Source organism: Bacillus luti, from assembly GCF_009739945.1.
GTDB classification, from domain to species: Bacteria; Bacillota; Bacilli; order Bacillales; family Bacillaceae_G; genus Bacillus_A; species Bacillus_A luti.
Map to the genome: position 1 here is coordinate 4056319 of NZ_CP040336.1, position 14818 is coordinate 4071136.

The following is a 14818-nucleotide window of genomic DNA, read 5'->3' on the forward strand; positions in this document are numbered from 1 at the left end:
CTCTTATGAACTAAAATTCATCGGTGTAGGATAAATTAAAAATACATAATAGTAGGAGTGTTTATCGAATGAAGAAAGCGATGCTTGCCTTAGCCGCAACAAGTGTAATTGCCTTATCAGCATGTGGAACATCATCATCATCAGACAAAATTGTTACATCTAAAGCTGGTGACATTACAAAAGAAGAGTTCTACAACGAAATGAAGCAAAAAGGTGGTAGCCAAGTCTTACAAAGCATGGTTATGGAGAAAGTACTTATTAAAAACTACAAAGTTGATGACAAAGAAGTAGACAAAAAGTACGATGAAATGAAAAAGCAAGTCGGTGATCAATTCGATACACTATTAAAACAACAAGGTCTTAAAGAAGAAACGTTAAAAAATGGTGTTCGTGCTGAATTAGCTCAAGAAAAAGCTATCGAGAAAACAATCACTGATAAAGAACTAAAAGAAAACTACAAACCTGAAATTAAAGCAAGCCACATTCTTGTAAAAGATGAAGCGACTGCGAAGAAGGTTAAAGAAGAACTTGGACAAGGTAAATCTTTCGAAGAGTTAGCGAAACAATACTCTGAAGATACTGGTTCAAAAGAAAAAGGCGGAGACTTAGGATTCTTCGGACCAGGTAAAATGGTTAAAGAATTCGAAGATGCTGCTTACAAACTGAAAAAAGATGAAGTAAGCGAACCTGTAAAATCACAATTCGGTTACCACATCATTAAAGTAACAGACATTAAAGAGCCAGAAAAATCATTCGAGCAATCTAAAGCTGACATCAAAAAAGAATTAGTTGCGAAGAAAAAACAAGATGGCGAATTCATGAACGATCTTATGACGAAAGAAATCAAAAAAGCTGACATCAAAGTTGACGATAAAGATTTAAAAGATCTTTTCGAAGAGAAGAAAGCTGACGCTAAAAAAGAAGAAAAGAAATAATGAATTGAAAAGCTTGGGCTTAGCCCGAGCTTTTTTTGTATGCCCTCTTCTCGAGATAATAATGGAGCATATTCGCTTTTTATAGCCCTTTTAATTCTTCATGTTGGTAATGTAAAGTCTTAGTCACTTATATATAATTAGTCGGGTAAGCGGGGGGCATCGCTGCCCCCAACTCCCCTCAGAACCGTACGTGACAGTTTCCCATCATACGGCTCAAGCCTTCTTTTTATCCGATTTCAGTCCCTTTAGTATAGGCAAGGTAAGTGAACTAATTTTAAGTTTAAATTAGACAATATGAGGTGTTGCGGAACAGGCATGTCTTTTACGACTACCTTTTCCCCGTTTTGTAGTGGAGTTTTGCAGATAGCGCAGCGGTAACCTTGTTTTCTAGCCAGCTTCATTCTATCCATCGTGTTTTCCGTATCAAATACCTTACGGTCTCTTTTTTCCCAGTATTCTTTCAATGTTGGGTCATCAGGACTATTTTTGAATTTCACCATGTTGTGTCTCTCAATCTTAATCCATGACATATGTAAGAGTTGGATATTTGTTTTCGGGCAGGTTGGTGTCCAAGCATTTCCACCATGATGTGGATGCCTGTAATATCTTGCATATATCCATTTCCACGACTTCTTTGGATGGAGCTGTCGAAGATGTTTGCCGATTCTCCAATAGATATAGCTATCCATTGTACCAAAGATTTTCTTAGAAACGACATGTTTCCAGTATTGCCCGTATCCTCTGATAATAGGATTAAGCACTCGGATGATTTCTCCGATGGGTTGACCCCTCATGACACGTAAAGTATCTCCAATTTTCTTCTTCGCTTTCTGTCTACTGCCCTTACTTGGTTTGATGAACAGTTTATTCCCCTGTTCAGTTTGGTACTGCCGAATCAAGAATCCTAGGAACTCAAATCCTTCCTCAATATGTGTAACCTTCGTCTTTTCAGGGCTTAATTCCAATCCCCTGTCCTTTAAGTAGGGACGAAGTCTCATATATACAGAGAGTGCTTGTTCTTTTGTCTCCGTTAAGACCACAAAATCATCTGCGTAACGGATAAGGGTAAATTTGCAAGCAGGATTCATAATATAACTATCATTAGCTTTATAGTTTTTCTTGTAAGTAATTCCCAAGGTTTCTTCCATTCCATGAAGGGCAATGTTAGCGAGAAGTGGCGAGATAATTCCTCCTTGCGGAGTACCTTCTTGCGTTTCCGCGAAAAAGCTTTGCTCCATGTATCCCATCTTGAGCCATCGCTTCAATAGTTTTCTTCCTGGGAAGTAAGAAGTTTGTTTGAGTATCCACTCATGGTTGAGATGATCAAAACAGCCCTGAAAATCTCCTTCAAATATCCATTTCTTCTTTGTGCCCCCGTTGATTCTATTGAAAATGCTTCGTATGGCATCATGGGTACTTCGCTTAGGACGAAACCCGTAAGAAATAGCTTCAAATCTGGCTTCCCACTGTGGTTCAAGGGCATTTCGCACTATATTTTGATATACCCTATCCTTTATAGTTGGGATGCCCAACGGTCGCAATTTTCCGTTTTTCTTCACAATGTATATACGTTTTGCTGGTTTTGGTCGGTGTTGTAGCGTATTTAACTTTTTGAGTTGCTCATAGAGAAGATTTCTTTCTCTGCGACTCAAGGCTGTATGTTCATCAACACCTGCTGTTCGCTTTCCTTTATTCTGCTGTGTTACTCGTCTAATTGATAACAGTAAGTTTGCTTCGCTTCTCATGAGTAAGCGTTGAAGTTTTCTTACCTTTCTTTGTTGCTGTAACTGTTCGGCACGGTAAATTCTTTGTCGTAACTTCGTCACATACATCTGAACTGCTTTCCAGTTTGTATACGAGACGTGCGCCGACGCTCGTTCTGAGGTGTTCATAACTGCACGCTCCTATTCGTCAGAAGATAACTTACAAATGTATTTCCATGTTGAAGACCTATAAGAAGTGGGCTCCCTTTCAGGCTTGTCATGGGTTTGTCCGTAAGGACGACAATATCCGCTCAGTTATACATATTTCTATGCTTTCCTGTTTCCTTTCGGCTAGCGGCTTTTGCTTTCTCTTATATCCTTTACCCTCTGCCACATCGTTTGACTTTACAGTCATCCTACTGCTTGCGCAGATGACATAGGGCTTACCAAGTTTCACATTCCACAGATACGACAGGGTTAGGTGGACTCTTTACTCCGGATAAGTTGCGGGATGCAACGCGGCAGTATTATGAGAATGCCTTTCCTCTTATCAAGACCTGGGTAGAGCTGTACATTATCCCAAGCTAACGATTACGAAGCTTACGAGCCTTCACTCTCGTTCACCGTACCTGTCTTCTCCTAGCGGTATTCCGAGTCATGTACAGACTCTCTGTTTCCACATTTCCTCATGCAACCCACGAGCCCGTTACCAAGTCCGCAGTTTCGGATGGAGATAGACTTTGCATCTAATCTAGTAGCAGAAGCTACCCTGTGGGAATGCGACTTCTTGTCGCACCATAATCTTCGTTAACGGAAGTTGCTTTTGCCATTCGTTTAACTAAAACCATCTCTTATGCATTTCGCCTAAAAATTTTTCTGTGATTTTCAATCCAGAACTTTCTCCTATAATAGAGTCAATCCCGCAATGAGGACAAACGGCTGTGTTATCATCATCCCACCACTCTGTAATTTTTTCTGGATTAAAAATTTCCAAACAATAAAAACAACCACATATAACATCCTTTTCTAAGCTGTTTCTATTACGAGAACAAAAACGATGTGATTCCTTAAAATGTTTTTCCATCAGTATCCCCCTATTCCTCATTCTCTTCTTTGCTTTACTTACATTCTCCTCGATAAAATTGCAATTCTTCCTTAAAGAAAAGCATAAAAAAACCTCGATCCACATAGCGCGGAACCAAGGTTTATCTCATTATCATTGATTAAATTCAAAAACTATGTTAAATTAGTACAGAAACGCATTCATTAAAAATAAAAGAATGTATTTATCCGTATCTTAATTGTACAACAAAATCCATTTTCAGTCAACCTCTATTTTTCACTTTTAAAGGAGTGCTTAGCGTATGAACAAAAAACTTGATCTAGAGCAAAAACGATTGGATACCGTAATCGAAACGATTGCGAAACAAATTGATAAGCTGGAAAACGAAACTGGCAGACGCCGGGCGGAAGTAATCAACATCCGCAAACACTTTTGGGATGACGTGAAAGTGAATACTGATACTTTTGATGATTATCTTGAAACAGTTATCAACTTAAGACAACAAGCTCAATCACTTGCTGTAACACAAATTACACATAAGCACACTTTTAATCGACTTGCCGCACTAAGACGTATGCAGAAAGCACCTTACTTCGGACGCATTGATTTTACAGAAGAAGGCGAACCTGCGGCTGAGAAAATTTATATCGGTGTCGCTACCCTTACTGATGCAAGCGGCGAAAACTTTCTTATATATGATTGGCGCGCACCTATTTCAAGCGTCTACTATGACTATCCACCAGGGCCGGCAAAATATAGTACGCCAGGCGGTGTCATTAACGGAACTGTGGAGAAAAAATTACAATACATTATTCAAAATGGCGAGATTGATTCTATGTTCGATACGAGTCTTACAATTGGAGATGAAATCCTGCAACAAGCGCTCGGAAAAGGTACGAACAAACATATGCAAAGCATCGTTGCGACGATCCAGCGCGAACAAAATGAAATTATTCGTCACGATGAAGGTCGACTACTTATCGTGCAAGGAGCTGCTGGTAGTGGTAAAACGTCAGCTGCACTGCAGCGAATCGCCTATTTACTATATAAATATCGCGAATGGTTAAAAGCAGATCAAATCATTCTCTTCTCCCCTAACTCTATGTTCAACAGTTACGTATCTAACGTACTACCTGAACTTGGCGAAGAGAATATGCAGCAAGTTACATTCCAAGAATATTTAAATCATAGACTAAGTAAGTCATTTGACGTGGAAGATCCATACGAGCAATTAGAATATATGCTAACTGAAACGAATAGCCCTGCCTATAAAACTAGAAATGCAAGCATTCGCTTTAAAGCATCTACTCAATTTTTCGAGATGATTAGAACGTACAGACAATCTCTTGAATCGTCTGGCATGCTATTTAGAGGAATGAAATTTAGAGGAAAACTGATCGCCTCCGCTAAAGAAATCACGGAGCAATTTTATAATACTGACTCCTCCCTCCGCTTCCATAGCCGAATTGAAAAGTTAACGGATTGGCTAAATAAGCAAATAGATGCACTTGAAAAAGCAGAACTGAAAAAGCCTTGGGTAGAAGAAGAAATTGAACTACTTAGTAAAGATGAATATCAAAAGGCTTATAAATACTTACAGAAAAAGGGCGAGTTTGACGACAACTCCTTTAATGATTTCGAGAAAGAAACGAAAGTACTTGGGCGTATGATTGTTCGTAAAAAATTGAAGCCACTTCGTAAAGGTGTTCAAACACTACGTTTCATCAATTTCACAGGCATATATAAACAGCTCTTTACAGATGCATCATTGGTTGGCGAAAAGCCGAATGAATGGGACGACATTTGCTCACTAACGGTGAACATGCTTGATGAAGGAAAGCTATATTACGAAGATGCGACTCCATTTTTACTTTTAAAAGAGTTAATTGAAGGCTTCCAAACGAACAGATCGATTAAACACGTACTCGTAGATGAAGCGCAAGATTATTCTCCGTTTCAATTCGAGTTTTTAAAACGTCTCTTCCCTGCCGCAAAAATGACGGTACTCGGAGACTTTAACCAAGCGATATTTGCTCATGCGAGTGAAACGGTGAATTTCGATACACTTACGAATTTATACGGGCCAGACGAAACGAACGGCATTAACTTAACTCGTAGCTATCGCTCAACAAAACCGATTATTGAATTCACACGAAATCTCGTACCAGAAGGAAAGAAAATTAACGCATTTGAACGTGACGGTGAGAAACCTACAGTAACGAAAGTAGCTGATTACAGCGAACTTCATGAGCATATTACTGCTAAAGTTGCTGAACTACAAACAGAGCAGCACAATACGATCGCAATTATATGTAAATCTGCAGCCGAAAGTGCCGCTGCTTACGAGGCGCTCGGTAGCATTGAAGATATTAAACTTGTGAAGAGTACCTCCGCTGAGTATGAGCAAGGCGTCGTTATCATCCCTGCTTATTTAGCAAAGGGTATCGAATTTGATGCTGTTATTATTTACGATGCTTCTAAAAATGTGTACAGTGATGAGAGTGTTCGTAGATTATTCTACACTGCTTGTACACGTGCAATGCATGAGTTACAGATTTATAGCGTTGGCGAGGTTAGTCCTTTTGTACTTGGGGCTGATTCAGAGAGTTTTGAGCTTATTACAACACCTTGATATGAATCAAGGTGTTTCTTTTTTGTGTAGGATTTATACCTTGAAGACGCAAAAAAGAACCAGTCCTTAACAGACTGGTTCACACCTCTAGAATTACGCTATTCATTTTTTAAAATAAAGAAAGTAATCTCGTACCTTAATCTCCCGAGGTCTGCGAACGTTTTATAAACAAAGCTACAACGACCGCAAGTAGTGCCAGACCAAATCCAATCGTAAAAGCATTATGCACGCCTGAAACCATTGCTTCAGTCAATTGAGCCGGGTCAGTTGGATTTGAAGATGCATCTAAATATTTCTTTTGTCCGGAAGTCATAACGCTAATAAAGAAAGCAACTCCTACCGCACCCGCTACTTGTGATAGAGTATTCAAAATAGCTGTTCCGTGAGGATAAAATCGCTTCGGAAGTTGGTTCAAACCGTTCGTTTGCGCTGGCATCATAATCATTGAAATGGATACCATCATAGTGACATGTAATAGGATGAAAGTTATTTTAGACGTATCTGCCGTTACTTGTGTAAAGAACCACATCACACCTGCTAATAATATCGTACCAGGAATAATAAGCGCTCTTGGGCCAAATTTATCAAAGAGCTTCCCTGAAACTGGGGAAAGCAGACCATTCAATAGACTACCTGGAAGCATGATAAGACCAGTTGCATAGACCGTTAAGCCTAAAGCACCTTGGAATAGAAATGGTAGTAACGTCATTGTCGAGAACATCGTCATCATCATGATCGTCAATAAAATTGTCGTTAGTGTAAACATTGGATATTTAAATGCACTAAGATCTAGTAATGGCTCTTTCAATTTCAATTGACGCAATACGAAGAATAGAATTGCTACAAGACCAATTAAGATTATGCCATACACCCGGAAACTATCCCAACCTTCACCTGAGCTACTAAATCCATAAACAATCCCGCCAAATCCAATTGTAGATAAAAGAATAGATAACACATCTACCTTTGGTTTAGTAGGCTCTGAGACATTTTTTAAATAAATAAACGCGAAAACGATAGAAAAAATTGCGAATGGAAGAACGATATAAAATAGCCATCTCCAATTCCATGTTTCCAAAATGATACCTGAAAGTGTCGGTCCAATAGCAGGAGCGAACATGATCACAAGCCCAATACTCCCCATTGCCGCTCCTCTCTTTTCAGGAGGATATAGAAGAAGAATCGTATTCATTAATACGGGCATCATTAATCCCGTACCTGCCGCTTGTAACAAGCGACCCACCAATAGTATAGAAAATCCAGGTGCAATCGCACTTACAAATGTACCGAAAGTAAAGACTATCATAGCACCTATGAATACTTGTCTTGTTGTAAACCATTGTACTAATAAAGCAGAAGCTGGAATTAGCACAGCAACTACAAGCATGTACCCTGTTGAAAGCCATTGAAGAGTCGATGGTGTTACATTCAACTCAATCATCAATTGTGGAAAAGCAACGTTCAATAATGTTTCATTCAAAATGGTAAAAAACGCCCCAATGATCATCGATATTAAAATTGGGAGTCTTTTCACATTGTCAAATTCCTTTGACTGCGAAGAAACAGACGCAGTTTGAGCATTCATACATAAACCTCCTCGTATTCTTTATAAATTCTTACTACCTTTGTTAGTCATATTTAACGTAGAAGCACCCATGCCAAATTGAAGGCGATACAGCACAACTACAAGTAAGATCACCAATGACATCACGCCGAAGATATTACTATACATATTTGCAGCTTGATTTGCAATAAAAGGGTTTAGCTTTAGCGGAGTAGAACCATTATCCAGCAATTTCCCTACTACACTCATAGCCATCGCGCCAGATATGAAATTAATCATCGACAGTAAGCCCATTCCAACACCAGTCTCCTCCTTTGACAGTGTTTGTGAAATCGTATTAGACATCGAAATTTGCATAAAGGTCTGTCCTACATTTCCAAAAATTAAAATCAATGCAATGATAAAAGCTGATACCCCAATAAAAGTGGATAATAATGAGAAAGCAAGGAATATGAATACTGAGGCAATAAAAACGAGTGCAAAGTTGCCCCGAGTATCAGCTAACCTTCCTCCCTTTCTTCCCATAATTGCCGAGGCAATTGCGGCTGGAACTAAAACAAAACCAATATTTGAAGGAGTCAATCCATTTACTGCCGATAGAAATTGCGGCGTCATGAATGTCATGCTAAAGCTCATCGCTGTCGTCATAAAAGCAAGGAGTAACCCAATCGAAAAGTTCTTATTTTTAAACAAAGTCGGTTTAATAAAAGGTTCTTTAGCTTTTTTAATCCGCAGAATGAAGAATGCTAACATAACAAATCCTCCAAGGAATAACAGCACTTGCATCTGCGTAATGGCAAGCAAGAAGAACGCGACTGATATAGCTAATAGCCCTCCGCCAAGAACATCGATACTACCCGCCTTCCCTTTTGCATTGTCTAAATACTTCCTAAAGAAAGGAAGTGTCAGAAGCGGTAGTAAAGAAAGAACAAACATAAGTCTCCAATTTCCAAAGCTTGTGATTAATCCTGCCGCAACGGGTCCTAACGCATTACCAAGTGCTAAACCAACTGCTGAAGTTCCAAGGGCACGGCCTCTTTTCTCTGGCGCAAAGTACCTGACGGGAATAATCATCGCTGTCGCTGGAAGAACCGAAGCCCCCGCCGCTTGAATGACACGCCCCAAAATGATAACCCAATACTCAGTAGCAAGTAAGCCAAGCAAGGAACCTAAAGCGAAAATAAGTAATCCATACGTTAACAAATCCTTTAGCCGATATTTATCCGCTAGTTTTCCCATTACGATAGAACCGACGGCGTAAACGACCATATAACTAGTCATAATCCAGCTAACCTCTGAAGGAACAAGGTTAAATTCTTTCCCTATCTCAGGAAGAGCTACATTAAACATCGTACCGTTCATAACCGAAAATATTAGCGTAACGACTAAAACTCCTAGCAACTTATCCGCATTTTGTGATGAATTATCTACCATCGTGTAGACCTCCTTTTCTCTTTCCCATAATCTATACAAATTTAAATGAGTATCAACATAATGAATATCCTCACTATTTTATTATAATGAGGATATCATTTTTACTGTACGCGCTCAGTTTCTACCTCTATTCAATCGAATCTACTAAACTACAATTTATTTTACAGCAGTTCTGTTACTGCTGTAAAATGAACGACCGCAAGAATTAGCGCTAAAATCATAAGTACGGCTGCTGGCATTATTTTTCCGATTGGATCTTTAACACGAATATGCGACAATACAGCTCCTAACATAATACAAGCAATCCATAATGCTGCTAAAACTAATACGATCTCATTCCAGAAACCAAAAATCAGTCCAGCCACCCCCGCTAAAGCGATCCAACCGGTCGCAATTCTGAACCATTGAGGTAAACCTAAATGAGTGAAAGCCTCTACTTGCATCTTTGCTCCCGCAATTTTACTCACACTTGAAAAGAAAAATGCAAAAATTAATAAACATTGAAGTACTAGTGCTACAATAGTCATGTACAATCCTCCGTTACATATGTTTTTTTAGGGTATTGCTATTGAATACTGAAACGATTTGAAATTCCTTACATCAATACACCTCGCTCTATTATCATTTTCTATAGACCCCTGCATCAGTTATAATAGTAATTATCCCGCTATTACACATTATGAGCATGCGATATAATGAGGTTACTCACTAATTGTTTGTAATATAGAGAGGATACTCACTAATAATATACAATATATTTATGAAACGTGCAAAAATGAACTACAAAATAATGAGGAGGTCATCCCATTCATGAAATCAAATTATCCAGCTGCAATAGATATCATCCATATCTTAATGCAATCGACCAACTATGTTCAAAGAGAATTTCAATCTCAATTGTCAGCTCTTGACACACCTTATCATCTAACAGGGCCAAGGCTACGTGTTCTATCTACCGTTTCTGAAAATGGCCCCATTCGAATGAATGCATTAGCTGCTAAATTAGGTGTCAAAGCACGTACAGTTACCGATTTTGTCGATGCACTCGAACAAGACAAGCTCCTAATTCGTATACCCGATCCAACTGATCGCCGAGCTACATTAATTCAACTTACTGAACGCGCGCAATCCAATATGGAGCAGGCGCTCGCATTCCAAGACAAAGTCGCAAACGATATTTTGCAAAATCTCACATTAGAGCAGCGTGAGCAGTTTTTTGAACTTCTATTACAATTAATAAAAGATAAGCAAATTCCTGATTCATGCGGAGAAGTTGACAACGAAAAAACTTGTTAAGTGTGCAAATAAAGTGAAGGCTAATAATCAATGGGGGTTTTCTTCATCCCCCATTGATTATTAGCCTTCACCAATCGGACTTTTATGGGCAGCCCGACCCCCACCTAACTTCTTTGCTTTCGCTGCATTTTGAGGTGGGGGTCTTACTGCCCATTAAAGCGGGATAAAACCACCTATGCCCTAAATAATATAGGAAATGGGTGGTTTGTTTTTTAAGCTGACTTTCTCGTTGGAATATCTTTACGCCTGTATACACTTAGTACGATTCCCATTAAAAGTGCATGAAATACAGTTGGTGTTAATCCATAACTAATAAAAGGTAAGGATATAGCAGTAATCGGTAATAAACCTAAAATCATACCAACGTTATAAAGGAATTGAACTACGAAAAGAGTCATTCCTCCAATGAGAAGCAATTTACCATACCGGTCATTTATTGTATAAGATATGAACATTAACCGCGCTACAAAAAGAGAAAGAATTAAGACAAGGACCAGTGCTAGCACATATCCATAATAATAAGTCAAACTTGCAAATACAAAATCAGTATCTGGATTAGGGATGCGCCTTACATCTCCATATGTACCAAACCAACCCGCTGACGACATTACCTCTTTTAAACGTATATACATAAAGCCTGCGCCCTGTGTATCATTCTCTGGATTCAAATACCCTAAAAATCTATCCAAATGATATCCTTTTACTGTGGGCCAGGAAAAAGACGCCCTTATAATCAATAAACAGATTGGTACAATTGTAATAATTAATGCCGTTTTCTTTCCTAACTTACTCCACCAAAGCATAACGAATACCATCGTGATATAAATAAAAATCACTGAAAAAGCTGCACCAATTAAGAATAAATACAAAGAAAATAAATAAAACACTACAAGATACCTAACTTTCAATCTATTGTTATTGAAAAAAGAAGCCCAAGCTAGAAAAAAGAACGGCACTGCCATTAAACGGTCAATTGCAATAGGACCAACTTTTATTATCGGTTCTCCAAGCATCCCAGCATTCGGAAAGCCGTATAGTATTAACAAAATAAGTACCCCAATTGTATAAAACAACCACCCAAATCTCTCTAACTTCCGATAATCAATCAGCATCATCCCTAATGCTGTTGCAATACCAAGAACAACAGATATCACCTTATCCATTAGTAAATCATTCATATATCCAAAGGCTATAACCGGCAAAAACCCTAATCCCATCGCAGCCACTAATAAACCAATTAAGAACCAATCAACCTTTGGTTTATGTAGTTTGTTAAGCTCTTGCCCAAGTTTGATCGGACTTCCCATTTGTTCAACAGCCTTATCTTCAGCAATTTCCTCGCTTAACCCTTTATCCATCCACATATTCTTCGTCTGTTTTAAGTGAAAGTCTAGTTCAGTTGCCACCAAGTCCTTCGCTTCTTTTGATTTAATATGGTTCGTAACTTCCTTTAAAAAACGCTCCCCTTTTTTGTTCAATTTTTTCTCACTCCTGTACTAATCCTTTTAATATAAATCGTGCCTTCGTAGCATTCTTCTCTGCCTTTCGTAGCATCTTGTTTCCTTTATCATTTAATTGATAATATTTAGCTCCCTCATGATCCCAGCTAGATTGGATAAAGCGATTCTGTTCTAGACGATGTAGTAAAGTGTATAGAGACCCTTCATCACCTTCAAATTTTTGAATCCCTCTCCCACGCAGTAACTGAATCAATTCATAACCTGTTTTTTCATTCATAAGAAGTTGCAACACTGCTAAAAGGATATCTTCTTCCTTTTCGGACGATTGATTGATTTTTTCACGTACCCGCTTCCGGTGCTGATCAGAAAAACTCAAATGTTTAAAAGTTGTGTTCTCCATTGATTTTCGCAAACCTTTTAATCGATCTTCCATTTGATTATCCCTCCAATCCTTTCTTCAAAAGTTCCTTCGTTTTTTTCAGTCTCGTTTTTATCGTGTTTTCCTTCACTTCTATTACAATCGCAATCTCTTTAATTGATAGCTCTTCATAATAAAATAGATAAATGACTTCTCGATATTTTATCGGTAAACTCATGACTGCAGAAGCCAGTTCACGATCCTCCGCATTTTGAATGACAGTTTGTTCCACACTTTCTTTTTGACTCTCCATATACGTAAAGTCATCCTCTGTAACGATAACTTTTTTGTTATACCAACTTTTTAAATAGTCCTTACAATGATTAATCGCAATTCTCCATAACCACGTTTTCACATTCGAATTCCCTTTATATGTATGAAGAGATTTATAGCATTTCACAAATATATCTTGCGTTAAATCCTCCGCAACCTCTTTATTATTCACATATGAATACACAAGCTGTAGGACTTCTTGTCCATACTTGTTCATGATTTCGTCGATAAGGTCCTCCTTATCTTCTATTTCAAACGCATCTATCGTTAATTCATCCACATCATTTCCTCCTTCCCATATATTAGACGACGCACTGTATGGAAAAGTTTTATAAATACATAAAAAAATACGTTCGGCAATAACTTTTTTTATAAAACACTTCCTCAGCAAATTACATATAATAAACCGAATAGTCATTACGATACATTCACCTAAAGAGCGCCTTTCTCCCAGGGCGCTTTTTAAGTTTGCAATAAAGGTTGTGTCTTAGTTTTCTATCGCCAAGGTTCCCCTCATCGCTAAATTAAAAAGAGAACCGATTTAATTGATTCCTCTTTCATCCTAACACTCACTTAAAGAGTCTAATATGTCATAACCATACAAAGATGGCTTGATAATATCAAAACCAATAAGTTCTTCACACTTCTTATCCGATAAATAACATACAAAAACCACCTAAAGGCTCTCCTTCAGGTGGTTCTCTATTTTATGCTAACGCAGCTGCTTGCTCTTGTTGATCTACAGGAATTACAGCATCTGTTAATGCTTTTTCTAATTCAGCTGTGTATTTCATTTCGACCCTAATAAAGATGGATTATGCAGCAGTTTCATAACAGTATGAATAAACACCTATTATGAGTAAAAAAAATCAGCGCACTACATGATAGCAAGTTAATTTTCAAATATCTTCTTGCGCATAATATTAATTTTATTATCTATTTGTATCATACTTACAAATAGAAGATATCCCACTGATGCGCCGAACATATTTATAGCAATCCGCCACACATCAAAAACATCAGACAAGGTTAGTAAATGTAATATCTCCCAAGCAAGAAAGGTTATAGCATACCACTTACAAGCTTTCTTATAGTTCGTCACTTTATTAATCAACACTGGAACAAAAAATCCAAATGGAACTAACAATATTATATGTTGTAAAACGATTAACCAATAAGTTGAGTTCCCCCACAGACCCGGATGCGCAATAAAATCTTTAATTTGCCAAAGTGTTATTCCAAAAAGTTGTAATAACGTTTCTAAGTCAGATATATGTAAAAATTGCTGCCAAAATTCAATCGGATGATAGACAGTTCCACCTGTCAAACTACGAATAGAGTCAAATGTAGAAGTTGAAATAACTGTTCCTAAAAAGACGATAAAACAAATCATTATATAAGGAATGCATAAAATTTTCGATAATACCTTTAATGGCCTTGGAACTTCGTATACCGATTGATTAATCCCTAAACCAATAACTTTTGATTCTCCAAAACTTTGAATCGCTTTATACACCGCTTCTTTTTCATTCATACCTTGTTCCATATATTCTTCTTTCAAGCTGTTCAAGTGATCATATATTTCTAGAAATAACTCATCCTGTTCAATATTACTAAGTTCTGAATAAGCTAAAATGGACTTAATATACTCATCAAATTCACTCATAAATAACTCCTTTCTGACAAGCTTGAATTAATGATGTCACACGCTCCCAAGAGTTCACTTTCTCCTGCAATTCTTTTTTCCCTTTGCTTGTAATCGTATAAAATTTCCTTTTCATTCCATTCTCAGATTGATTCCAATAAGATTCAAGAAATTCCTTTTTTTCTAATCGCTTTAAAGCTGGATACAAAGTTCCCTGCCCCATACTATACAAATCTTCACTTGCATCCTTTAAACTTTGAGCTATTTCATATCCATATGTATCACGTTTTGCAATGATAGAAAGTAATAAAATATCTATACTTCCCTTCAAGATTTCTTTGTCCAACAATACCACCACCTTACTTACATCGTATAACAACATATGTCGTTATGCA

The 14818-nt window shown here is 37.8% G+C and carries 13 protein-coding genes and 1 pseudogene; 3 read left to right on the forward strand and 11 right to left on the reverse strand.

The genetic code is table 11. The features are described from left to right. Nucleotides 1–68: 68 nt before the first annotated feature. Nucleotides 69–935, forward strand: a complete 867-nt coding sequence (gene prsA / locus EUC40_RS20590; RefSeq protein ID WP_071711170.1) for a peptidylprolyl isomerase PrsA — start codon at nucleotides 69–71, stop codon at nucleotides 933–935. Nucleotides 936–1180: 245 nt separating this feature from the next. Here the strand turns inward: prsA and ltrA are convergent, their stop codons facing one another. Together ltrA and EUC40_RS20600 are read right to left on the reverse strand one after the other, a co-directional pair. Beyond that, nucleotides 1181–2827 carry a group II intron reverse transcriptase/maturase gene (gene ltrA, locus EUC40_RS20595; protein WP_001097732.1) on the reverse strand — a complete coding sequence of 549 codons (1647 nt, stop codon included), beginning with the start codon at nucleotides 2825–2827 and terminating at the stop codon, nucleotides 1181–1183. Nucleotides 2828–3476: 649 nt separating this feature from the next. Continuing rightward, the gene (locus EUC40_RS20600) at nucleotides 3477–3722 is read right to left on the reverse strand and encodes a cytoplasmic protein (protein ID WP_156576420.1); all 246 of its coding nucleotides are present in this window, start codon (nucleotides 3720–3722) and stop codon (nucleotides 3477–3479) included. A 280-nt stretch (nucleotides 3723–4002) separates the two neighbouring features. Here EUC40_RS20600 and helD point away from each other — a divergent pair, with 280 nt between their 5' ends. Continuing rightward, entirely contained in the window at nucleotides 4003–6333 is a 2331-nt protein-coding gene (gene helD, locus EUC40_RS20605; RefSeq protein ID WP_156576421.1) for an RNA polymerase recycling motor HelD, read from the forward strand. A 136-nt stretch (nucleotides 6334–6469) separates the two neighbouring features. Here the strand turns inward: helD and EUC40_RS20610 are convergent, their stop codons facing one another. The 3 genes from EUC40_RS20610 to EUC40_RS20620 all read right to left on the reverse strand — a co-directional run bounded on the left by EUC40_RS20610 (nucleotide 6470) and on the right by EUC40_RS20620 (nucleotide 9858). Next, nucleotides 6470–7918 (reverse strand): MDR family MFS transporter, encoded by a 1449-nt coding sequence (locus tag EUC40_RS20610; protein ID WP_156576422.1) that lies wholly within the window; start codon nucleotides 7916–7918, stop codon nucleotides 6470–6472. A 21-nt stretch (nucleotides 7919–7939) separates the two neighbouring features. Next, entirely contained in the window at nucleotides 7940–9331 is a 1392-nt protein-coding gene (locus EUC40_RS20615) for an MFS transporter (RefSeq protein ID WP_156576423.1), read from the reverse strand. Nucleotides 9332–9492: 161 nt separating this feature from the next. Continuing rightward, on the reverse strand, nucleotides 9493–9858 hold the full coding sequence (locus EUC40_RS20620) for a DoxX family protein (protein ID WP_156576424.1): 366 nt from the start codon (nucleotides 9856–9858) through the stop codon (nucleotides 9493–9495). 283 nt (nucleotides 9859–10141) lie between these two features. Here EUC40_RS20620 and EUC40_RS20625 point away from each other — a divergent pair, with 283 nt between their 5' ends. After that, nucleotides 10142–10627: a MarR family winged helix-turn-helix transcriptional regulator gene (locus EUC40_RS20625; RefSeq protein ID WP_071711176.1), complete on the forward strand. Its 486-nt coding sequence runs from the start codon at nucleotides 10142–10144 to the stop codon at nucleotides 10625–10627. A gap of 212 nt (nucleotides 10628–10839) precedes the next feature. On the opposite strand, the gene EUC40_RS20630 is transcribed toward EUC40_RS20625, so the two are convergent. The 6 genes and pseudogenes from EUC40_RS20630 to EUC40_RS20650 form a co-directional block, all read right to left on the reverse strand. Next, on the reverse strand, nucleotides 10840–12105 hold the full coding sequence (locus EUC40_RS20630; protein ID WP_156576425.1) for an FtsW/RodA/SpoVE family cell cycle protein: 1266 nt from the start codon (nucleotides 12103–12105) through the stop codon (nucleotides 10840–10842). Between the two features lie 7 nt (nucleotides 12106–12112). After that, nucleotides 12113–12520 (reverse strand): PadR family transcriptional regulator, encoded by a 408-nt coding sequence (locus tag EUC40_RS20635; RefSeq protein ID WP_098914765.1) that lies wholly within the window; start codon nucleotides 12518–12520, stop codon nucleotides 12113–12115. A gap of 4 nt (nucleotides 12521–12524) precedes the next feature. Continuing rightward, entirely contained in the window at nucleotides 12525–13058 is a 534-nt protein-coding gene (locus tag EUC40_RS20640) for a sigma-70 family RNA polymerase sigma factor (RefSeq protein ID WP_156576426.1), read from the reverse strand. Between the two features lie 282 nt (nucleotides 13059–13340). Next, a pseudogene (locus tag EUC40_RS27640) lies at nucleotides 13341–13445 on the reverse strand (DUF2283 domain-containing protein); the annotation flags it as partial. A gap of 225 nt (nucleotides 13446–13670) precedes the next feature. After that, nucleotides 13671–14444, reverse strand: a complete 774-nt coding sequence (locus EUC40_RS20645) for a VanZ family protein (protein ID WP_156576427.1) — start codon at nucleotides 14442–14444, stop codon at nucleotides 13671–13673. Further along, complete coding sequence (locus EUC40_RS20650) at nucleotides 14437–14769, reverse strand: PadR family transcriptional regulator (protein ID WP_156576428.1); 333 nt, start codon at nucleotides 14767–14769, stop codon at nucleotides 14437–14439. Before EUC40_RS20650 ends, EUC40_RS20645 begins: the two co-directional genes overlap by 8 nt. Between the last annotated feature and the right edge of the window lie 49 nt (nucleotides 14770–14818).